Source organism: Nocardia sp. NPDC051052 (assembly GCF_044456045.1).
Lineage (GTDB): Bacteria > Actinomycetota > Actinomycetes > Mycobacteriales > Mycobacteriaceae > Nocardia.
Map to the genome: position 1 here is coordinate 43,524 of NZ_JBITFL010000009.1, position 20,064 is coordinate 63,587.

A 20,064-nucleotide genomic window follows, 5' to 3' on the forward strand; every position below is an offset into this window, starting at 1 on the left:
GTCGGCGGCCGCGGGGGGCTACGGGGTTGGCCGCCGTGATAGTGACACGACCGTGGGCCCCCGAGACTCCGGGGGCCGCGAACACGCCGCGCCCGCGCGGCAGAGTAAGACAGCTAGGGTAATGGGCAAACCGTGTGACATGGGCGGACGGGCTTTCCCCGGCGTCGTACTGCCATGGCAAACCAGCATGACGGAGGGCCTTCGATGGGGTTGTTCACGAAGCGCAAGCGGCGCCCGAGCCGCAGGGCCGAGGCGAAAGCTCTCAAGCACAAGGCCGGTTTGGAAGCCAAGCTGGTCGCGAAGAACGACCGTAAGGCGCGTCGCGCGGAGGGCCGTACCCAGCGCAAGGTGGCCAAGGCGCAGATCTCGGCCTTGCAGGCGGAGGAGAAGGCCTCGCTCAAGCTAGCCGCCAAGGCCGAGCGTGAGCTGTTCAGCGCGAGTCAGATGAAGAAGTACCTCGGTGTCGCGCGGGTGCTCATCCCGGTGCTCGCGCCGCTGGCTTATCGCGCCGCGACGTTCCTGCGCGCGCAGCTGGATACCCGCAAGGCCCAGCAGCTCGGCATCGGCATCGAGCAGCTCGGCGATTTCGGCGGCCACGGCGCCAAGCTGCAGGCCAGGATCGCGAATACCGAAGCGGCCCTTGGCAAGGTCGGCGCGCAGGGCAAGGACAAGGGCGACACGCAGAAGTTCGTCGCCGCCACCCAGGCCCGCCTGGACAGCCTCGCCGCCGCGGTGCAGACCGCCGAGCAGATGCCCGCGCCGCGCCGCCGCGCCGTGCACACGTCGATCGCGGCGGAGCTGTCCGGGGTCGAGGCCGACGTGCTCGCCCAGCTCGGCGTGCGCTGACCTTCCCCGCGATGCCCCCCGCTCCGAGTACCGGCCACCTGCGTGGTGGTCTGGTCGGCGTGTTGGTGGGGGCGCTCGCCGTCGCCGCGCACGGTTCGGCGGGCGGCGGTTTTCCTGGTTCGGCGGAGCTGACGCTGGTGCTGCTGGTCGCCGCGCTGGCCGGCTGCGCGGCGAATGCGCTTGCCCGCGGCCGTGGTTCGGTGCCCGGCTTGCTCCTGGCTGGGCAGCTGGCGAGCCATGTCGCGCTGTCCGGTCTGCTCGGCCATGAACACCCCGCCGCCGCGGCGAGCCCGCTGCGCAGCGGTTGGATGATCGTCGCGCATGCCGTCGCCGCGCTGGCCTGCGCCGCGGTCATCTCGATCACCGAGCGGCTTTACGCCGTGGCCTCCGGCGCCGTCCGCGCGGTGCTCGCCAAGCCACCGCTACCCCGGATCGTTGGGCCGGCGCACTGGTCCAATCCTGGTCTGCCGCATTACCGCTTTCATCCGAACGGCGCGATCGGCCCGCGCGCGCCGCCGGTGCCTGCCTGACCCGCCGCACCATTCCCCTTCGGACAGAAAGCCTTTCCCCTCATGCACCGTTCGATTTCGCGCGTCACCGGCACGGCCGTTGCCGCCACCGCCCTCGCGTTCCTGGCCTGCGGCACCGCCGCCGCGCACGTCACCGTCGACGCGCCGGGCGCCCAGCAGGGTAAGTACGGGGTGATCACGCTGCGCGTCCCCACCGAATCCGACACGGCGAGCACCACCGCGCTCACCGTCACGCTGCCGAACCTGAAAAGCGCTCGTACCGAACCGATCCCGGGCTGGTCGGCCAAGGCCGAGAAGAACGAGAAGTCGGAGATCACCGCGATCACCTGGACCGCCGAGCCGGGCAACCCCGGCGTCGGCCCCGGCCAGTTCCAGCGCTTCGCGATCGCGGTCGGCCCGCTGCCTGCGCAGGAGACGGTCAGTTTCCCGGCCAAGCAGACCTACAGCGACGGCAAGGTGGTCAGCTGGGATCAGCCCGAGGGCAAGGACGGCGCGGAGCCCGAGCATCCGGCCCCCTCGCTCGAGCTGGCCAAGGGTAAAGCCGCCGATGAGCACGGCGTCGACACCGCGGCCGCGAGCGGCTCCACCGACGACAACGACAACACCGCCCGCTGGCTCGGCGGCATCGGTCTTGCCCTCGGCCTGCTCGGCGTCGCGCTCGGCCTCGGCAATGTGATCCGGGCCCGGCAGTCGTGACCCGGCGGCTACTCACCGCCCTGGTCGCGGGGCTGTTCCTCCTCGGCTTCGGCGTGGCCGCGACGGGCACCGCCGCCGCGCATTCCGCGCCGACGGCCAGCGTGCCGGACGACGGGGCGACGATCGACGCGGGCCCGGCACGGGCGAGCATCACCTTCAACGAGGCGCTGCAGCCGAGCTTCCCCGCGCTCACCGTGGTGGGCCCGGACGGCTATCTGTGGTCGAAGGGCGCGCCGACGGTCGACGGCAACACGGTGAGCGTCGAGGTGGGCGAGCTCGGTCCGGTCGGCGCGTACACCCTCGCCTACCGGGTGACCTCCGCCGACGGCCATCCGGTCAGCGGCAAACGGCATTTCACGCTCAGCAAGGCCGGCAACGGTATGCATGGCGACAAACCGAACGCGAACGGCGGTAGCGGCGATTCGGACAGCTCCGGCGGAATTCCGTTGTGGGTCTTCATCGTCGGCGCGGTGGTGCTCTTCGGCGGCGGGTTGGCGTTCGCGTTGTTCGGCGGCAGAAGCCGGAAACCGAAGCAGCAGTGACCGGTAGGACGATCGGCGGCCGGGGCGGCACCGCGCGCGCACCGTGGTCGGTGCTGCTGATCGTCCCCGCCGGGCTGCTCGGCGTCGTCCTCGCCTGGGCGCTGACGCTGCCCGCGGGTTTCGCCGCCGAGGCGACGGTCCGGGTGCTCGCGGACGGTGTCGGCGCGACGGTGCTCGGGCTGGCCGCGCTGCCCAGGGTGCACGAACGACTGGTGCCGCCGTGGCGGTTGCTCGCGGTGCTCGCCGGATTCTGGTGTGGCACCGAGTTCGCGGTGCTGGTGTTCGAGGCGGCCGAGGTGGTCGGTGTGCCGGTCGGCAGGCTGGCGGCCGGGCAGTTCGGCAGCTATCTGGTGGATGTCAGCGCTGGGCAGGTCGGCATCGCCATCCTGGTGGGTGTCGGTGTGGTCGCGGGCTATTCGGCGGTGGCCTTCCGGCGGGCGGATATCGCGTCCGCCGATCTGGTGCTGGTGTTCGCGGCCGTCGCGCTGGCGCTGCGGCCGATCACCGGGCACATGTCCCAGCAGACGTTCGGGTCGGTGCTCGCCGCGGTGCACGCGTTGGCGGCGGCGGCCTGGTTCGGGCTGCTCGTCGCGCTCGCGCTGGTGGTGCGCACCCGTGGCGAGTGGGCCGCGGTGCTGCCGAGGTATTCGGCGATGGCGTTGCCGCTGGTCGCGGCGGTGGCGGTGACCGGGCTGCTCAACGGGCTGGTGCGGGTCGGCGGGGTCACACCGTTCGTCAGCACCGGCTACGGCCGCATCCTGCTCGCGAAAACCGTTGTGCTGGTTGGCCTGCTGGCGCTGGGCTGGTGGTGGCGACGCAGCTGGGTGCGGCGGGCCGCGGCGCACCGGATGCCCGCCGAGGCCTCGCTGCGCCGGGCCACCATCGAGGTGGTGCTGATGGCGCTGGCGTTCGGGCTGGCCGCCACCCTCGCGGTGACGGCGTGACCAGGCGACCTAGATCGAAACCAGTTACTGTTTTGGCATGACCGAAGTGAAGATCGTCGAGGATTGTGCCGCGTCGGCGGAGTCCGCGTTCGCCTACGTGAACGACTATCAGAACCTGCCGCGCTTCCTGTACGGCATCCAGTCCTTCACCCCGGTCGGCGCGCAGACGGTCGGCGTCGGCGCCGCCTTCGACGGGCACATCAAGCTCGGGCCCGCCTCGCTGAAGTCCCGCATCGAGGTCATTCGGTGGGAAGAGAACGCCGTCATCGCGGTGAAGTCGATCAAGGGCTTCGAGGTGGAGTCGACCTTCCTGTTCCACCCCAAGGGTGACGGGCAGTGCACCGTCGATGCGATCGTCGACTTCCGGGTGGGCGGCGGCCTGGCCGGGCGCGCGCTGGGCAAGACTATCGAGCCGTTCGTGAAGATCGCGGTGCAGCACACCACGCACAACCTGATCACGCAGATCACCGCCTTCCACCGGAACCGCGCGACCGAATCGGACGGGTCCGTCCACTGATCGGTACATAAGGGATGCTTGACCGATGAGCGCTACACCGTCCTTGTTCCAGCGCCTCGGTTATCTGGCCGGTCGCACCCTGCCCGCGTCGATGACCGACTGGGTGCGCGAGGACCTGGTCGGCCCGGGTGCGACGCGACGTTATCTGCTGCGCGTTCTGGTGCCGTTGATTCCGGTGCTCATGCTGTTTTTGCTGCTGCCCGGCCCGCTGTGGATGGGCCTGGCGATGATGGCGCTGCTATATCTGCCGTTGATCTATTTCACGGTGGCGTTGATGTACGTGTATCGGCGGCATCGGCTGATCAAGCATGGCCTCGATCCCGCGCTGGCGGACGCGGATGCCCGTCGCCGGGCCGAGCCGGAACGGCTCGCCTACGAGCGCAGGCACGGCCGAGGTTAAAGGTCCAGCAACCTAGCGGTGACCAGTACCACAGGCATAGCCTTTAGGTATGAAAACCCCCACAATTCGGCAGCGGATCGCCTACGATCTGGGCCGCGAGCTCCCCGAGGAGCTGCACGAGTGGGTCATCCGCGACCTCGTCGGACACGGGGCCATGGAGCGATATCTCGTCCGATTCCTCGGACCAGTCATTCCGTTCTTCGCCCTGGTACTGCTGTTTCCCGGGCCGATGCCGCTGAAGATCGGCTTGATCGTGATGATGATCGTCCCGATGATCATCTTCACCGTGGCGCTCGCCTACGTGTGGCGCCGCTTCCGTCTGGTCCAGCACGGGTTGAACCCGGATCTGGTGGACCGCAACAAGTTCTCCGAACACGATCGGGAGATGTACGAACTGCACTACGGGCACCGTTAGGTAGCGTCCGAACGAGACCCGCATACCCAAAGCAACCCCCACGCGCGAGTTTTGCGAGCGCCGTTCGCGGCCCGTCTCGCGTCCGAGTGGACGAAGCGCATGCGCCGTAGGCGCGAGTCTCGTCCGCTCGGACGCGTGACTAAGGGGGCCGCGAACACGCCGGGCCGCAGGCACGGCAAAATCAGCACAGTGACCGAATCGCAGAATGATGTCGTGGCTACTGCCGACCTGGCCGACGAGATCGGCCCCGAGATCCGCAGCTGCGACACGCAGTTCATCCAGTTCGGTGGCCGTGCGGCCTTTTCCGGCCGGATCACCACCATCCGCTGCTTCCAGGACAATCTGCTGGTCAAGCAGACGCTCGGCGAACCGGGCAACGGCAAGGTGCTGGTCGTCGACGGCGACGCGAGCGTGCACACCGCACTGGTCGGCGACGTCATCGCCGGCCGCGGCGTGGACAACGGCTGGGCGGGCGTGATCATCAACGGCGCGGTGCGCGACTCGGCGATCCTGCGCACCCTCGACATCGGCATCAAGGCGCTGGGCACCAACCCGCGCAAGAGCACCCAGACCGGCTCCGGCGACCGGGACGTCCCGGTCGAATTCGGCGGCGTCACTTTCGTTCCCGGCGACACGCTCTACAGCGACCACGACGGCGTCGTGGTCCGCGCCGAGGACTGAATCAGACCGACACCCTCGCCTGATGGCCGGCCAGGGTGACGACGTCGCCGATCTGCAACTGCCGCCCACGGCGCAGTTCCACCTCGTCGTTCACCCGCACCAAACCGGAGGCGATCACCGTCTTCGCCTCCGAGCCGGATTCGATCAGATTGGCCAATTTCAGGAACTGACCGAGCCGAATGCCTTCGTCATCGATCGGTACGTCGACTGGTTCTGCCATGAGATACATCCTTACCTTGCACCCGAAATCGGTTGACGCCAGCCCCCGCGCACGGCGCCGCGGGGGGCGCGTTGCGCCCGGAGGAGGCAGCTTGCGTAACCACGGAGGGCGCCGCGAACACCGCCGATGAAACACTGACACGCGTGTGCGACGCGCCGAGAACCGACATGCCCGGGAGGTCTTCGAGCACCACGACGGCGGCACCGTACACACTGGTTCAGTGACCACCACGCAAGCCCGGCAACACCTGATCGAACCGCCCGCGGACAGACCAACCCCGCCGGTCCCCCATCGGGGGCATGGCCGACTGGCCGAGGTCCCGCATATCGCGGGTCTGGTGCTCGGGGTTTTCGCGGTGGTGTGTTTGCTCTGGAGCCTGTCGCCCGGCCTGCGCTTCCTGACCCAGGTACCGCGTCGCTACATCGACAACTACTACTTCGACGCACCCGACACCAACCTGATGTGGGCGCTGATCATCGGCCTGCTCGCGGGTGCGCTGGCCAGTCGCAAGCGCATCGCCTGGTGGCTGCTGCTCGGTTATGTGTCGCTGTACGCGCTGGCCGACGGCCTGGATTTCGCGGACACCGGCAATATCGACGCGCTGGTGGCGATGATCGTGCACCTCGGCGTGATGGGCGTGCTGGTCGCGGCCTGGCGCGAGTTCTATACGAAGGTGCGCCGCGGGGCGGGTTGGAAGGCGCTGGGCGTGCTCATCGGCGGCCTGACGGTCGGCTGCCTGCTCGGCTGGAGTCTGGTCGAGTTGTTCCCCGGATCGCTGCCGCGCGGCGCGCAGCGGCCCGGCTGGGCTATCTATCGGGTAACCGCAGCGGTGCTGGTGGACAACGAACACTTCGACGGCCACCCGCGGCCGTTCGTCAACTTCCTGCTCGGCTTGTTCGGCGCCATCGCGCTGCTCGCCGCGGTGATCATCCTGCTGCGCTCGCAGCGGGCGGCGAACGCGATGACCGGCACCGACGAATCCGCGATCCGCGGCCTGCTGGAGCGGTCGGATCTGGAGGACTCGCTCGGCTACTTCGCGACCCGGCGGGACAAGGCGGTGGTGTTCGCGCCGAGCGGCAAGGCGGCGGTCACCTATCGCGTGGAACTAGGCGTCTGCCTGGCCAGCGGCGACCCGATCGGCATTCGCGAGGCGTGGCCGCAGGCCATCGACGAGTGGTTGCGGCTGGCCGACCAATTCGGCTGGGCCCCGGCGGTGATGGGTGCCAGCGAAATCGGCGCGACGTCCTACCGCCGCGCCGGCCTGTCCGCGATCCGGCTCGGCGATGAGGCCATCCTGGACACCAGGACGTTCTCCCTGGCCGGCCCCGAGATGAAGCCGGTCCGCCAGGCCGCGAACCGGCTGCGCAAGCACGGCATCACCGTCCGGATCCGGCGGCATCGCGACATCCCGGCCGACGAGTTCAAGCAGGTGATCGCCCGCGCGGACGCCTGGCGCGACACCGAGACCGAACGCGGCTTCTCGATGGCGCTCGGCAGGCTCGGCGATCCGCTGGACGCGGACTGCCTGCTGGTCGAGGCGGTAAACGGACAGGACCGAGTGCTCGGCATGCTCTCGCTGGTGCCGTGGGGCCGCACCGGCGTCTCGCTGGAATTGATGCGCCGCGACCCGCACGGCCCGAATGGCGTGATGGAGCTGATGATTTCGCAGCTCGCGCTCAACTCCGAGCAGCAGGGCATCACCAAGGTCTCGCTGAACTTCGCGGTGTTCCGCTCGGTGTTCGAGGAGGGCGGCCGGATCGGCGCCGGTCCGGTGCTGCGGCTGTGGCGCGGTGTGCTGCTGTTCTTTTCGCGCTGGTGGCAGCTGGAGGCGCTGTACCGCTCCAATGTGAAGTACCAACCGTATTGGGTGCCAAGGTTTTTCCTGTTCGAGGAGCGCAGGCAGCTGCCACGGGTCGCGGTGGCGAGCGCGCTCGCCGAGGGCTTCCTGCCCCGGTTCGGCAAGGAGCCGGAAACCATCACGCACACCGGCATGCACAGCGCGGTGCCCGCGAACATGACCGGGCTGCACGCCGACGGCAGCCCGCCCGACCTCGGCCCGGTCGAGGGCAAGCAACAGCTGCCGCGACGTCCCGAGCAGGTTCGGGTGCGGATGGACAAGCTGGATCGGCTCACCGAGTCCGGCGTCGAGGCGTATCCGGTGGCTTACCCGCCGACGCACACCGTCGCGAAGGCCAGGCAGTCGCCGCGCGGCACCACGGTCCGGGTCTGCGGCAGGCTGCTGCGCATCCGCGACTACGGCGGCGTGATCTTCGCGGTGGTGCGCGACTGGACCGACGACATTCAGCTGGTCATCGACCGCGATCGGGTCGGCGCCGACCGCAGCGGCGAATTCACCGAATTCTTCGACCTCGGCGACCTGATCGAGGTCAGCGGTCAGATCGGCAGCAGCAGGCGCGGCGAACTCTCGCTGCTCGCGGCGGACTGGCGGATGCTCGGCAAGTGCCTGCATCCGTTGCCGGACAAGTGGAAAGGCCTGTCCGACCCCGAGGCGAAGGTGCGGCAGCGCTACGTCGATATGGCGATCAATCCCGAGACCAGGGAGGTGCTCGCCAAACGCAGCGCGGTGGTCCGCTCACTGCGCGACTCGTTGAACGCCTGGGGCTATCTGGAGGTGGAGACGCCGATCCTGCAGCAGGTGCACGGCGGCGCCAACGCCACCCCGTTCCTCACCCACATCAACGCCTACGACCTGGACCTGTACCTGCGGATCGCGCCCGAGCTGTACCTGAAGCGGCTCTGCGTCGGCGGCATGGAGAAGGTGTTCGAGATCGGCCGGACCTTCCGCAACGAGGGCGTCGACTTCAGCCACAACCCCGAGTTCACCATTCTCGAGGCGTACGAGGCGCACAGCGACTACGAGCGGATGATGCACGTCTGCCGTCAGCTCATCCAGGACGCCGCGCTCGCGGCCAACGGTGCGATGGTGGCGTTGCGGCCGCAGCCCGACGGCTCCTACGAGCAGGTGGACATCTCCGGCGAGTGGGCGGTGAAGACGGTGCACGGCGCGGTGTCCGAGGCGCTCGGCGTCGAGGTCACCCCGGAGACCGACCTGGACCAGCTGCGCGAGCTGTGCGACAAGGCCGAGGTGCCCTATCAGCACGGCTGGGACGCGGGCCAGGTGGTGCTGGAGATGTACGAGCACCTGGTCGAATCCCGCACGGAGGAACCGACTTTCTACATCAACTTCCCGACCTCGGTGTCCCCCCTCACCCGCGCGCACCGCACCATTGCCGGTGTCACCGAGCGCTGGGACTTGGTCGCGTGGGGTGTCGAACTCGGCACCGCCTACAGCGAACTCACCGATCCGGTCGAACAGCGGCGCAGGCTCACCGAACAATCGATGCTCGCGGCCAACGGCGACCCCGAGGCGATGGAGCTCGACGAGGACTTCCTGCAGGCGCTCGAGCACGCGATGCCGCCCACCGGCGGGCTCGGCATGGGCGTCGACCGGGTGGTCATGCTGATCACCGGGCGCAGCATCCGGGAGACATTGCCGTTCCCGTTGGTGAAACCTCGCTGAACGAGGCGTTGCCAACGAAGGGTTCACAGGGGACGAATCGGACAGCTACCCTGGGAAATTCGGGCCGGGGCGGCCGGGAGCATTCGGCCCCGGGAGGAGTCCGATACACGAGATGGGGTTCGGAAATGTACCTTGACCTGCTGACCAATATGAGCCTGGTGGACCACAGCGTCTGGGCGAGTCCAGACACCTGGAACTCGGCAATGGAACTAGCGGCCAAGAAGAAACGGCGCAGCAGCGGCGGCCTGATCATCGGCGGCCTCTGCTGCCTGTTGGTCGTTGCGGCCATCATCGGCGGCATCTACCTGCTGATGCGGCGCAGGAAGCAGTAACAGGACAGCGGAAAATGGTCCGGCTCGCGTGACGTGAGCCGGACCATTTGCGTTGAGCTAGAGCCGGTCTGCCTCGGTAAGATCGATATCCATCTCGAATGGCACGGTCAATTTCAAGCGATCATGATGAATTCCGGTGAGCGCGTAGGTCTTTGTCGCAGGATCGAGCTCGTAGACGTAGACGACCGGGCGGCCATCGACGTTCTCGACCCGCCAGAAGTGCGCGATGCCCGCCTGCGCGTAGAGCTGAGGCTTGCGCTCCCGGTCCCGGGTTCGTGACTCGGTGGACACCACTTCCACGGCCAGCACGACATCGTCGGCCTGATAGGACGTCAATTCCGGGCCGCCGTCGCGATCGGCGTGAATCACCAGCACGTCCGGCTCAGGTCGCTGATTGCTCGCCAACGTCACGGTCATTTCCCGCCGAACCCGGAGATTCTGCGGCGCGAAGCGCCGGAGCACGTTATCCAGCAGCGTGATGACCAGGACGTGAAACTTCGCCTGCGGGCTCACGAAAACGAGACTCCCGTCGATCAGCTCGGTGTGCGGAGGAAGGTCGGGCAGGCGGTCTAGATCGTCGGCGACGAAGCCCCCCGGCGGTGGGCGCAGCCACTGCGGAAACGGCTCGACAGTCATGGCTTCGAGTATGTCACTTACTCCCGCCCCCGCACATCGACTGCGACCGGGTCCGTCCAACGTGCCGCATGCAGGACCGATACGGCAGAGTGGGGCGGATGCAGTTGATCCTTGTTCGCCATGCCCAACCGGTCCGGATCGTGAACTCGGCCGGGCCCGCCGATCCCGAGCTCGCGCCTGTCGGCCTCGAACAGGCCGAGCGGGTGCCTGCCGCGTTGAGTCAGCATCGGATCAGCCGGGTGGTGAGTAGTTCGCAGCGCCGGGCCCGCGATACCGCGGCACCGACCGCCGCGAAGCTCGGTCTCGGCGTGGACATCATCGACGACCTGGCCGAATACGATCGCGACCTGCCCGCCTACATTCCGATCGAGGACGCCAAGGTCGAGTTCCGTGCGGTGTACGAGCAGATCAAGGCGGGACACTTCCCGGACCAGATCGACGGCGGGGCGTTCAAGTCCCGGGTGCTCGACACGGTCACCGAGATCGCCGCGGGCACCGATCCGGCCGACACGGTGGTCGCGTTCACGCACGGCGGCGTGGTGAACGTGCTGCTGCAGGAAATACTCGGGCTGGAACGGCCGCTGACCTTCCCGATCGACTACTGCTCGATCACCCGAATCCTGTTCTCCCGCACCGGGCGGCGGACCGCCGCGACGGTCAACGAGAACGGACACGTCTGGGACCTGTTGCCGCGCAATATCAAATCCTGACGAGCGGCAGCGAGCCGAAGACCCTGACGAGCGGCAGCGAGCCGAAGACACAGCGCCGCTTGGCGTACGACGGAGCCGAGCGCTAGCGAGGCGGAGTCGTGCGCCATTCACAGACGATTGGCAGGGACGTCGCACCACCGTCCCAGCGACGGAACCTTCTATGGGAGCTGGCCGGTTCAAGCGGCCCAGCTCGAGAGAAAGGAATTCCGTGTTGCTCTCAGGAACATCGATGCGACGTCGCATTGTCGGAATCGCCGCGGCAGGGGCGCTCGTCGCCGTTCCGCTAGGCGCGTTCGCGGCCACCGCCGCCGCCGAGGCCCCGGCGCCCGACCCCACGATCCAGGTCCAGGCGGCCAACGGTGACGTGGACCAGCAGGGCGCCGACATCAACCGGCCGCACCACAAGCACCGTCCCGGCGGACCGCACCGCGGCCACCACCCACATCCGGGTGGCGCGCCGGAGCAGTTCCAGCAGTTCCAGCAGATGCTCCCGCCGACCGGCTCCGGATAATCCCCGCTCGGACAAAGCGAAGGCCCACCTCCTGTTGTGGTCGGGGGGTGGGCCTTCGCTGGTGCCAGGGTCGGATCAGGCCATGCCGGCGATCCAGTTGTGCATCCAGGAGACGGCGGTCTGGCCGCCGCCGACCGAGTAGCTGCCGTACAGCGTGTGCGCCTGCGACTTGTAGAACCGTTCCAGGTCCTTGGCCCGCTGCTCGTTCGCCGAGTCGGTCAGCTGCGCCTGCAGTGTCGGCACGCCACCATGCGCGAACAGGTCGTTCATGATGTTGCCTGCTTCGATCTGGTAGCGCCACATGTTGGCCGGGTTCGCATCCGAGGCCTGCGCCATGAAGCCGGCGAACCGGGTGACGAAGTCGTCGGGCGCGGTCGCGCAGTACAGGTCATCCACCGCGCAGATGCTGCGGGTGCGGTCGGCGATCCAGCCGAAACCGCCGACCCGGGGGCCACCGGCTCCCGCGCCGGGAGCAGGCTCGCCGATCTGAACGTCGGTCGGCGAGCGACGCGGGTCGGAGATCAGGCCGACGCCGGCCATCCGCTCCGGCGCGACAACGCTGAGCCCGGTGCCGATCTCGGCCGCGAGATCACCGGCGGCGTCGGCGCCCTGGCTGTACCCGATGAGCGCGATCTTCGTCGCGCCGCACGAGTGCACCATGTCCGAGATCAGGCCGCGCGCATGGTCGACGGCTTCTTTCTTCGAGTTGCCGTAGACCTCGCCCTCCCAGGGGAAAGCGGTCGCGGCATAAGTCACATAGTCGACATCCGTCGACCGGGGCAGGTTATTCGTGACACCCGCCAGCATGCCGGGTTGCGGCTTCTTGTCTTTGCCGGTCTCCCAGGTACCAGGGATCGCCACTACGTAGAGGCTCGGGCAGCCAGTATCCGCGCTCGCGGAACCGGCACCGAACACCATGCCGGACAACACCGTCGCGGATGCACCAAGAGCCGCGACAACCTTTTTCAACTGCATACCGCTCCAGTCCAAACCGATACCCCTCGTGGGCATCCCCGACAAGTTGCGCACCAACTCTGAACCCGACGAGTGACCTTCCAGTGCACACTGGGTTAACACCGGTCACCCACCACCATGACGGCTGCGACCCCAAACCCGCATCCCAAGATCAGCAGCACGACGGGATCACAATAGAGGGCCGAGCCCCCGCGCGCCATCCGAAACCCCGGGTCATGTCCGTTTTCCGTCGAATGCCCAAACCCCAACCACCCCACCACAACCCACCGCCCTACCCCACCCGGCCGACCCCACGCCACCGCCCACCGCTCCGCAACCGCACAGCAAATTGCGCCTCGCATCGAAGACAACCCACACCAGCGCCCATAACAAGCTCCGGCGCCGCACCAGATCAGCGAGCGAAACCGGATCGCGGCAAACACTGCGACCCGCGCAATGGAGGCCCCACACACCGCCGCCTGGAATCCATTGACAGCCAAAATCAACCCCGGGAGTGTCGGCATACAAAAGCGCCTGTGGACGTCGATGTCCACAGGCGCTTTTTCCGCTCCGGTAAGAGAGGGGTTCGATCAGCGTTGGGCGACCATGGTGGGGGTGATGGGGGCCGGGAGGGCCGTTTCACCTTCCAGGAAGCGGTCGACCGAGGAGGCCGCGGCACGACCTTCGGCGATGGCCCAGACGATGAGGGATTGGCCGCGGCCCATATCGCCCGCGACGAAGACGCCGGGGATGTTGGTCGCCCAGTTCTTGTCGCGCTGGACGTTGCCGCGCTGGTCGTAGCCGACGCCGAGATCTTCGAGCAGGCCCGGCTTTTCGGGACCGGTGAAGCCCATGGCGAGCAACACCAGGTCGGCCTCGAGGGTGAAGTCGGTGCCGTCGACCTTCTCGAAGCGGCCGTTGGCCATCTTGACCTCGTGCGCCTGCAGGCCGGTGACCTTGCCGTCGGTGCCGACGAAACGCTCGGTGTTCACGGAGAACACCCGCTCGCCGCCTTCTTCGTGGGCCGAGGACACCCGGAACATGAGCGGGTAGGTCGGCCACGGCGTCGAGGTGGCCCGCTCCTCGGGCGGTCGCGGCATGATCTCGAACTGGTGGATGCTCGCCGCACCCTGCCGGTGTGAGGTGCCGAGGCAGTCGGCGCCGGTGTCGCCGCCGCCGATGATGATGACCTTCTTGCCCTTCGCGTGGATGGGCGGCAGGCCGTCGGCATCGGTGACGTCGTCGCCGAGCTGCACCTTGTTGGCCCACGGCAGGAACTCCATGGCCTGGTGGATGCCGTCGAGTTCGCGACCGGGGATCGGCAGGTCACGCGCGATGGTGGCGCCGCCGGTCAGCACGACCGCGTCGTACTGTTCGCGCAGCTGCTCGGCGGTGATGTCGACACCGACGTTCACCCGGGTCTTGAAGATGGTGCCCTCGGCCTCCATCTGCGCCATCCGGCGGTCGATGAAGCGCTTCTCCATCTTGAATTCCGGGATGCCGTAGCGCAGCAGCCCGCCGATGCGGTCGGCCCGCTCGAACACGGTCACGGTGTGACCGGCGCGGGTGAGCTGCTGTGCGGCGGCGAGTCCGGCCGGACCGGAGCCGACGACGGCGACCTTCTTGCCGGTCAACCGGGTCGGGTAGACCGGGGTGACCCAGCCCTCGTCGAAGGCGTTCTCGATGAGGTCGATCTCGACCTGCTTGATGGTCACCGGGTCCTGGTTGATGCCGAGGACACAGGACGCCTCACACGGCGCGGGACACAGCCGCCCGGTGAATTCCGGGAAGTTGTTGGTGGCGTGCAGGCGGTCGATGCCCTCGCGCCACTGACCCTTGTAGACCAGGTCGTTCCACTCGGGGATCAGGTTGCCCAGCGGGCAGCCGTTGTGGCAGAACGGAATACCGCAGTCCATGCAGCGGCTGGCCTGACGCTGCAGGGTCTCCTTCGGATATCCCTGCTCGTAGACCTCTTTCCAGTCCATCAACCGCAGCTCGACCGGGCGACGGGTGGGTAGTTCCCGCGAGGTGTGCTTCAAAAAACCTTGTGCGTCAGCCACGTTCGGCCTCCGTAATCTTGCCTGTGGACATCGGACTCAACTGGTGATGGATGCGGTGGGTACTAGCCACGGGCCGCCTCCATGATCGCTTCGTCGACGTCCTTGCCTGCCTTCTCCGCCTCGGAGATGGCAAGCAGCACCTTCTTGTATTCGCGCGGCATGAGCTTGACGAAGTGGTTCACCTGCTGCGACCAGTCGCCCAGAATGCGTTCGGCGACAGCGGAACCCGTCTGGTCGCGGTGCTGGGTGATGATGTCGCGCAGCCAGGTGAAGTCGTCACCGGAGAGCTGCTCGACGGCGTCGGCCTGCTCGGGGTTGAGCCTGGCCTCGAAGGTGCCGTTCGGGTTGTAGACGAACGCGACGCCGCCGGACATGCCGGCACCGAAGTTGCGTCCGGTCTCGCCGAGGATGACCACCCGGCCGCCGGTCATGTACTCCAGGCCGTGGTCGCCGACACCCTCGACCACCGCGAGGGCGCCCGAGTTACGCACGGCGAACCGCTCGCCGACCACGCCGCGGATGAACGCCTTGCCGTTGGTGGCGCCGAACAGGATCACGTTGCCCGCGATGATGTTCTCTTCCGCCACGAACTCGGCCGGTGCGTTCAGCGACGGGCGCACCACCAGGTGGCCGCCGGAAAGTCCCTTGCCGACATAGTCGTTCGCGTCACCCTGCACGCGCAGCGTGATGCCCGCGGGCACGAAGGCGCCGAAGCTGTTGCCCGCCGAGCCGGTGAAGGTGATGTCGATGGTGTCGTCGGGCAGGCCCGCGCCACCGTAGAGCTTGGTCACCTCGTGGCCGAGCATGGTGCCGACGGTGCGGTTCACGTTCGTGATCTTGGTTTCGAACTTCACCGCCTGGCCACGCTCGAGCGCGTCCCGGCTCTGCGAGATCAGCTGCTGATCCAGCGCCTTGTCCAGGCCGTGGTCCTGCGTCTTGGTGCAGCGCCGGTCCTGGTACATGAACGCGGTCTCGACGTTGTCGAGGATCGGCGACAGGTCCAGCTTGCTGGCCTTCCAATGCTGCTTGGCCTTGGCGGTGTCGAGCAGGTCGACCCGGCCGATGGCCTCGTCCAGCGTGCGGAAGCCCAACAGCGCCAGGTGTTCCCGGACCTCTTCGGCGATGAACAGCATGAAGTTCTCGACGAATTCCGGCTTGCCGGTGAAGCGTTCGCGCAGCACCGGGTTCTGCGTCGCGACACCCACGGGGCAGGTGTCGAGGTGGCAGACCCGCATCATGATGCAGCCCGACACCACCAAAGGCGCAGTGGCGAAACCGTATTCCTCGGCGCCGAGCAGCGCGGCGACCATCACGTCGCGGCCGGTCTTCATCTGACCGTCCACCTGCACGACGATCCGATCGCGAAGTCCATTGAGCAGCAACGTCTGCTGGGTCTCGGCCAGGCCGAGCTCCCACGGACCGCCCGCGTGCTTGAGCGAGGTGAGCGGCGAGGCACCGGTGCCGCCGTCGTGGCCGGAGATCAGCACCACGTCCGCGTGCGCCTTGGACACACCGGCCGCGACGGTGCCGACGCCAGGCTCCGCAACAAGTTTCACGTGAATCCGCGCCTGCGGGTTCGCGTTCTTCAGGTCGTGGATCAGCTGCGCCAGATCCTCGATCGAGTAGATGTCGTGGTGCGGCGGCGGCGAGATCAGGCCGACGCCCGGCGTCGAGTGCCGCACCTCGGCGACCCACGGGTACACCTTGTGCGCCGGAAGTTGGCCGCCCTCACCGGGTTTCGCGCCCTGCGCCATCTTGATCTGGATGTCGGTGCAGTTGGTCAGGTAGTGCGCGGTCACGCCGAAGCGGCCGGAGGCCACCTGCTTGATCGCGCTGCGCCGCCAGTCGCCGTTCTCCTCCGGCTCGAAGCGGGCTGGCGATTCGCCGCCCTCGCCCGAGTTCGACCGGCCGCCAAGGCGGTTCATCGCGATGGCGAGAGTTTCATGGGCTTCGGCGGAGATGGAGCCGTAGCTCATCGCGCCGGTGGAGAACCGCTTCACGATCTCCGCGGCGGGCTCGACCTCGTCGATCGAGATCGACGCGCGCTCCTTCTTGAACTTGAACAGGCCGCGCAGCGAGGCGAGCCGCTCGGTCTGGTCGTCGACCAGCTTGGTGTACTCCTTGAAGATCGAGTACTGCCCGGTGCGGGTCGCGTGCTGCAGCTTGAACACGGTGTCCGGGTTGAACAGGTGGTACTCACCCTCGCGCCGCCACTGGTATTCGCCGCCGACCTCGAGCTCGCGGTGCGCGCGCTCGTTGCGGTTCTCCAGGAACGCGATCCGATGCCGCTCGGCGACGTCGGCGGCGATGTCCTCGAGGCCGATGCCGTCCAGATGCGAACGCAGACCGGTGAAGTACTCGTCGGCCAGCTCCTGCGACAGGCCGATCACCTGGAACAGCTGCGCGCCGGTGTAGGAGGCCAGCGTGGAGATGCCCATCTTGGACATCACCTTCAGCACGCCCTTGCTGGCGGCCTTGTTGTAGTTGTAGACCGCCGTGCGGAAGTCCTCGGCGTGATCGCCGGTGCTGCCGGGCATTTCGAGCGCGCCGCGCTCGAGCATGTCCTCGATGGTCTCGAAGGCCATGTACGGGTTGATCGCGGCCGCGCCGAAGCCGACCAGCATGGCCATGTGGTGCACCTCGCGGGCGTCACCGGCCTCGATGACCAGGCCGACCATGGTGCGGGTGCGCTCGCGCACCAGGTGGTGATGCACCGACGAGGTCAGCAGCAGCGACGGGATCGGCGCCAGCTTCTCGTTGGACTCACGGTCGGACAGCACGATGATCCGCGCGCCACCGTCGATGGCGGCCGAGATCTGGGTGTTGATCGCCTTGAGCGCCTTGCGAAGTCCCTTGCCGCCCTTGGCGACCGGGTACAGCCCGCGCACGATCACCGAACGCAGCTCGGGCTGGGAGCCGTCATCGTTGATGTGCACCAGCTTGGCCAACTGATCGTTGTCCAGGATCGGCTGCTCGATGGCGATCTGCTTGCAGGACTCCGGGCCGGGGTGCATCAGGTCGGCCTCCGGGCCGAGCGCCCGGCGCAGGCTGGTCACCACCTCTTCGCGGATCGCGTCCAGCGGCGGGTTGGTGACCTGCGCGAACAGCTGGGAGAAGTAGTCGAACAGCAGCCGTGGCCGCGACGACAGCACCGCGATCGGGGTGTCGGTGCCCATCGAGCCGAGCGCCTCGCCGCCGGTCTTGGCCATCGGCGAGATCAGCAGGTTCAGTTCTTCGTTGGTGTATCCGAAGATCTGCTGACGGATCAGCACCCGGTCGTGCGACATGTGCACGTGCGGGCGGTCGGGCAGATCCTCGAGCTTGGTCACACCCGAATCCAGCCATTCCTGGTACGGGTGCTCGGCCGCAAGATCGGTCTTGAGCTCGTCGTCGCCGACGATGCGGCCCAGCGAGGTGTCGACCAGGAACATGCGGCCGGGTTGTAGTCGGACCTTGCGCACGACCTTGGACGGGTCGATGTCGAGCACGCCGACCTCGGACGCCATCACGACGAGGCCGTCGTCGGTGATCCAGATGCGGCTGGGCCGCAGGCCGTTGCGGTCGAGCACGGCGCCGACCACGGTGCCGTCGGAGAAGCACACCGACGCCGGGCCGTCCCACGGCTCCATCAGCATCGAGTGGTACTCGTAGAAGGCGCGGCGCCGCTGATCCATCGTCTCGTTGCGTTCCCACGCCTCGGGGATCATCATCAGCACCGCGTGCGGCAGGCTGCGGCCGCCGAGGTGCAGCAGTTCCAGCACCTCGTCGAAGCGCGCGGTATCGCTCGCACCGGGGGTACAGACCGGGAATATCTTCTCCAGCCGGTTGTTGCCCGCCGAGTCGGTGCCGAAGATGTCCGAACGCAGCAGCGCCTCGCGCGCCCGCATCCAGTTCTCGTTGCCGGTGACGGTGTTGATCTCGCCGTTGTGCGCGACCCGGCGGAACGGGTGCGCCAGCGGCCAGGACGGGAAGGTGTTGGTGGAGAAGCGCGAGTGCACGATGCCGAGGGCGGACTCCACCCGGCTGTCCTGCAGGTCCAGGTAGAAGGCGCGCAGCTGCGGCGTGGTGAACATGCCCTTGTAGACGAAGGTCTGGCCGGACAGGCTCGGGAAGTACACCGACTCCTTGCCGACCGTGCCCTCGCCGGGGCCCGCCTTGCCGAGCTCGTGCTCGACCCGCTTGCGGATGACGTACGCGCGACGCTCCAGATCCATTCCGGACAGTTGCTCGGCCGCACCCCTCGGAGAGCCGATGAAAACCTGCCGGAATGTCGGCATCGCGTCGCGGGCGAGCGCACCGAGCGACGACTCGTCGATCGGCACCTCCCGCCAGCCGAGCACGGCGAGGCCCTCTTCCTGCACGATCTTCTCCACGCCGTAGGCGGCACGGGCGGCCTCGCGACGGGCCTGCGGCAGGAAGGCGATACCGGAGGCGTAGGAGCCCTCCGGCGGCAACTCGAAGTCCACGATGGCGCGGAAGAACCGATCCGGAAGCTGGATCAGGATGCCCGCGCCGTCACCACTGTTGGGCTCGGCGCCGGCAGCGCCACGGTGCTCCAGGTTCAACAGAGCCGTAATAGCCTTGTCGACGATGTCGCGGCTGCGTCGGCCGTGCATGTCGACGACGAACGCGACACCGCAGGCGTCGTGTTCGTTCGCCGGGTCGTAGAGCCCGACGGGTCCAGGTGACCGGTGGCCAGGAAGTTGCATCATGCCTCTGCCTTCAAGAAGGGCGTTCGACGAAAAAGAAATAGGCAATTCCGTCTGAATGCCTCCGTACAAGACTGCGCCCGTACGTTCCGAAACCAGCCGCGCTGATGGTCTTCGGCGTGCAGTCACGTCTCCAGTTGTTCACCCGCTTCAGTGACGTAGTGGGTGCTCGTCGGTAACAGATCCCTAACGAGATCCTTACCTCCGTGCGGGTTCTCGCCAGCTACGCTGAGCACCGGCTAGGAGCTGCCCGAGCGGGCGAGGGTGCCGATCATTCTGTGTTCGGCGTAAGAGCAAACGATAAGTCAGGTCCGGGGCCCAACCAACTTAGGTTGCACTAATAACCTGGTCTAGCTGGGCTTCTTCATTCGGTCCTCCACGTGTGCGCGTCGTCCAGTGTAAAGCAGCAAGTACCCCATGATCGATCCCGCGGCACCCGAGGCCAGCCGCTCGGCGCTGGCGCGCGAGAGCGGCCCCAAACCTCGCAAAAAGGTCAGGAAACCGCTCTCACCTGCATCGAAGATGGTTTCCCTCGCTCAGCATCCGGCAAACCCTTCGGCGGCGGCTAACTCGGAAGCGGGCTGGATGAGATATTTCCGACAGGGTCCTGACGAGCCTGCGGCGGGATCCGACCGTCCGGACTCTTTTGCCTTCTGTGGCATTCAGCACACATGCAGCAAACATGGCCGAGTGGTATTCGACACATTTTGATAACCGAAACCTATACGCCGTCAGGCGGTAATGAACGTGACTTATTGCGGACCGGAACGCCTTTCACCGAACATTCGCCGACAGGGCCGGCGCAACGCCTGAAGTTCAC

At 67.3% G+C, this 20,064-nt stretch carries 18 protein-coding genes; 13 read left to right on the forward strand and 5 right to left on the reverse strand.

Going from position 1 to position 20,064, the window contains the following annotated elements:
• The first annotated feature begins 204 nt into the window (after nucleotides 1-204).
• From ACIBCN_RS28900 to rraA, 9 genes are all read left to right on the forward strand, one after another.
• Nucleotides 205-846 (forward strand): DUF6474 family protein, encoded by a 642-nt coding sequence (locus ACIBCN_RS28900; protein ID WP_396994844.1) that lies wholly within the window; start codon nucleotides 205-207, stop codon nucleotides 844-846.
• Between the two features lie 11 nt (nucleotides 847-857).
• The gene (locus tag ACIBCN_RS28905) at nucleotides 858-1,376 is read left to right on the forward strand and encodes a hypothetical protein (RefSeq protein WP_396994845.1); all 519 of its coding nucleotides are present in this window, start codon (nucleotides 858-860) and stop codon (nucleotides 1,374-1,376) included.
• A 42-nt stretch (nucleotides 1,377-1,418) separates the two neighbouring features.
• A complete protein-coding gene (locus ACIBCN_RS28910) occupies nucleotides 1,419-2,072 on the forward strand; it encodes a YcnI family protein (protein WP_396994846.1) in 654 nt (217 codons plus the stop codon).
• Nucleotides 2,069-2,614 (forward strand): copper resistance protein CopC, encoded by a 546-nt coding sequence (locus tag ACIBCN_RS28915; protein WP_396994847.1) that lies wholly within the window; start codon nucleotides 2,069-2,071, stop codon nucleotides 2,612-2,614. Before ACIBCN_RS28910 ends, ACIBCN_RS28915 begins: the two co-directional genes overlap by 4 nt.
• Nucleotides 2,611-3,558, forward strand: a complete 948-nt coding sequence (locus ACIBCN_RS28920; protein WP_396994848.1) for a CopD family protein — start codon at nucleotides 2,611-2,613, stop codon at nucleotides 3,556-3,558. Before ACIBCN_RS28915 ends, ACIBCN_RS28920 begins: the two co-directional genes overlap by 4 nt.
• 37 nt (nucleotides 3,559-3,595) lie before the next feature.
• On the forward strand, nucleotides 3,596-4,075 hold the full coding sequence (locus ACIBCN_RS28925) for an SRPBCC family protein (protein ID WP_396994849.1): 480 nt from the start codon (nucleotides 3,596-3,598) through the stop codon (nucleotides 4,073-4,075).
• 25 nt (nucleotides 4,076-4,100) lie between these two features.
• Entirely contained in the window at nucleotides 4,101-4,475 is a 375-nt protein-coding gene (locus ACIBCN_RS28930) for a DUF5313 family protein (RefSeq protein ID WP_396994850.1), read from the forward strand.
• A gap of 49 nt (nucleotides 4,476-4,524) precedes the next feature.
• Nucleotides 4,525-4,890, forward strand: coding sequence for a DUF5313 family protein (locus ACIBCN_RS28935; RefSeq protein WP_396994851.1), 366 nt, complete (start codon nucleotides 4,525-4,527; stop codon nucleotides 4,888-4,890).
• 213 nt (nucleotides 4,891-5,103) lie between these two features.
• Nucleotides 5,104-5,571: a ribonuclease E activity regulator RraA gene (rraA, locus tag ACIBCN_RS28940; RefSeq protein WP_396994852.1), complete on the forward strand. Its 468-nt coding sequence runs from the start codon at nucleotides 5,104-5,106 to the stop codon at nucleotides 5,569-5,571.
• Between the two features lies 1 nt (nucleotide 5,572).
• Here rraA and ACIBCN_RS28945 read toward each other — a convergent pair whose 3' ends face one another.
• On the reverse strand, nucleotides 5,573-5,791 hold the full coding sequence (locus tag ACIBCN_RS28945; RefSeq protein WP_040729260.1) for an RNA-binding S4 domain-containing protein: 219 nt from the start codon (nucleotides 5,789-5,791) through the stop codon (nucleotides 5,573-5,575).
• A 220-nt stretch (nucleotides 5,792-6,011) separates the two neighbouring features.
• Here ACIBCN_RS28945 and lysX point away from each other — a divergent pair, with 220 nt between their 5' ends.
• On the forward strand, nucleotides 6,012-9,332 hold the full coding sequence (gene lysX, locus ACIBCN_RS28950) for a bifunctional lysylphosphatidylglycerol synthetase/lysine--tRNA ligase LysX (protein ID WP_396994853.1): 3,321 nt from the start codon (nucleotides 6,012-6,014) through the stop codon (nucleotides 9,330-9,332).
• Between the two features lie 125 nt (nucleotides 9,333-9,457).
• On the forward strand, nucleotides 9,458-9,664 hold the full coding sequence (locus ACIBCN_RS28955) for a hypothetical protein (RefSeq protein ID WP_396976226.1): 207 nt from the start codon (nucleotides 9,458-9,460) through the stop codon (nucleotides 9,662-9,664).
• 57 nt (nucleotides 9,665-9,721) lie between these two features.
• Here ACIBCN_RS28955 and ACIBCN_RS28960 read toward each other — a convergent pair whose 3' ends face one another.
• Nucleotides 9,722-10,300, reverse strand: a complete 579-nt coding sequence (locus ACIBCN_RS28960; protein ID WP_396994854.1) for a Uma2 family endonuclease — start codon at nucleotides 10,298-10,300, stop codon at nucleotides 9,722-9,724.
• 98 nt (nucleotides 10,301-10,398) lie between these two features.
• Here ACIBCN_RS28960 and ACIBCN_RS28965 point away from each other — a divergent pair, with 98 nt between their 5' ends.
• Nucleotides 10,399-11,010, forward strand: coding sequence for a histidine phosphatase family protein (locus tag ACIBCN_RS28965; protein ID WP_396994855.1), 612 nt, complete (start codon nucleotides 10,399-10,401; stop codon nucleotides 11,008-11,010).
• A gap of 229 nt (nucleotides 11,011-11,239) precedes the next feature.
• Nucleotides 11,240-11,521 carry a hypothetical protein gene (locus ACIBCN_RS28970; protein ID WP_396994856.1) on the forward strand — a complete coding sequence of 94 codons (282 nt, stop codon included), beginning with the start codon at nucleotides 11,240-11,242 and terminating at the stop codon, nucleotides 11,519-11,521.
• A 75-nt stretch (nucleotides 11,522-11,596) separates the two neighbouring features.
• Here ACIBCN_RS28970 and ACIBCN_RS28975 read toward each other — a convergent pair whose 3' ends face one another.
• The 3 genes from ACIBCN_RS28975 to gltB form a co-directional block, all read right to left on the reverse strand.
• Complete coding sequence (locus ACIBCN_RS28975; protein WP_396995164.1) at nucleotides 11,597-12,496, reverse strand: cutinase family protein; 900 nt, start codon at nucleotides 12,494-12,496, stop codon at nucleotides 11,597-11,599.
• 569 nt (nucleotides 12,497-13,065) lie between these two features.
• The gene (locus tag ACIBCN_RS28980; protein ID WP_396994857.1) at nucleotides 13,066-14,535 is read right to left on the reverse strand and encodes a glutamate synthase subunit beta; all 1,470 of its coding nucleotides are present in this window, start codon (nucleotides 14,533-14,535) and stop codon (nucleotides 13,066-13,068) included.
• Nucleotides 14,536-14,597: 62 nt separating this feature from the next.
• The gene (gltB, locus tag ACIBCN_RS28985; RefSeq protein ID WP_396994858.1) at nucleotides 14,598-19,247 is read right to left on the reverse strand and encodes a glutamate synthase large subunit; all 4,650 of its coding nucleotides are present in this window, start codon (nucleotides 19,245-19,247) and stop codon (nucleotides 14,598-14,600) included.
• Nucleotides 19,248-20,064: the final 817 nt, after the last annotated feature.

Bases quoted from the DNA above. Each gene is read 5' to 3' on its own strand.
- ACIBCN_RS28900 (WP_396994844.1), top strand. From the start codon at position 205: ATGGGGTTGTTCACGAAGCGCAAGCGGCGCCCGAGCCGCAGGGCCGAG.
- ACIBCN_RS28905 (WP_396994845.1), top strand. From the start codon at position 858: ATGCCCCCCGCTCCGAGTACCGGCCACCTGCGTGGTGGTCTGGTCGGC.
- ACIBCN_RS28910 (WP_396994846.1), top strand. From the start codon at position 1,419: ATGCACCGTTCGATTTCGCGCGTCACCGGCACGGCCGTTGCCGCCACC.
- ACIBCN_RS28925 (WP_396994849.1), top strand. From the start codon at position 3,596: ATGACCGAAGTGAAGATCGTCGAGGATTGTGCCGCGTCGGCGGAGTCC.
- ACIBCN_RS28930 (WP_396994850.1), top strand. From the start codon at position 4,101: ATGAGCGCTACACCGTCCTTGTTCCAGCGCCTCGGTTATCTGGCCGGT.
- ACIBCN_RS28935 (WP_396994851.1), top strand. From the start codon at position 4,525: ATGAAAACCCCCACAATTCGGCAGCGGATCGCCTACGATCTGGGCCGC.
- ACIBCN_RS28945 (WP_040729260.1), bottom strand. From the start codon at position 5,791: ATGGCAGAACCAGTCGACGTACCGATCGATGACGAAGGCATTCGGCTC.
- ACIBCN_RS28955 (WP_396976226.1), top strand. From the start codon at position 9,458: ATGTACCTTGACCTGCTGACCAATATGAGCCTGGTGGACCACAGCGTC.
- ACIBCN_RS28960 (WP_396994854.1), bottom strand. From the start codon at position 10,300: ATGACTGTCGAGCCGTTTCCGCAGTGGCTGCGCCCACCGCCGGGGGGC.
- ACIBCN_RS28965 (WP_396994855.1), top strand. From the start codon at position 10,399: ATGCAGTTGATCCTTGTTCGCCATGCCCAACCGGTCCGGATCGTGAAC.
- ACIBCN_RS28970 (WP_396994856.1), top strand. From the start codon at position 11,240: ATGCGACGTCGCATTGTCGGAATCGCCGCGGCAGGGGCGCTCGTCGCC.
- ACIBCN_RS28975 (WP_396995164.1), bottom strand. From the start codon at position 12,496: ATGCAGTTGAAAAAGGTTGTCGCGGCTCTTGGTGCATCCGCGACGGTG.
- gltB (WP_396994858.1), bottom strand. From the start codon at position 19,247: ATGATGCAACTTCCTGGCCACCGGTCACCTGGACCCGTCGGGCTCTAC.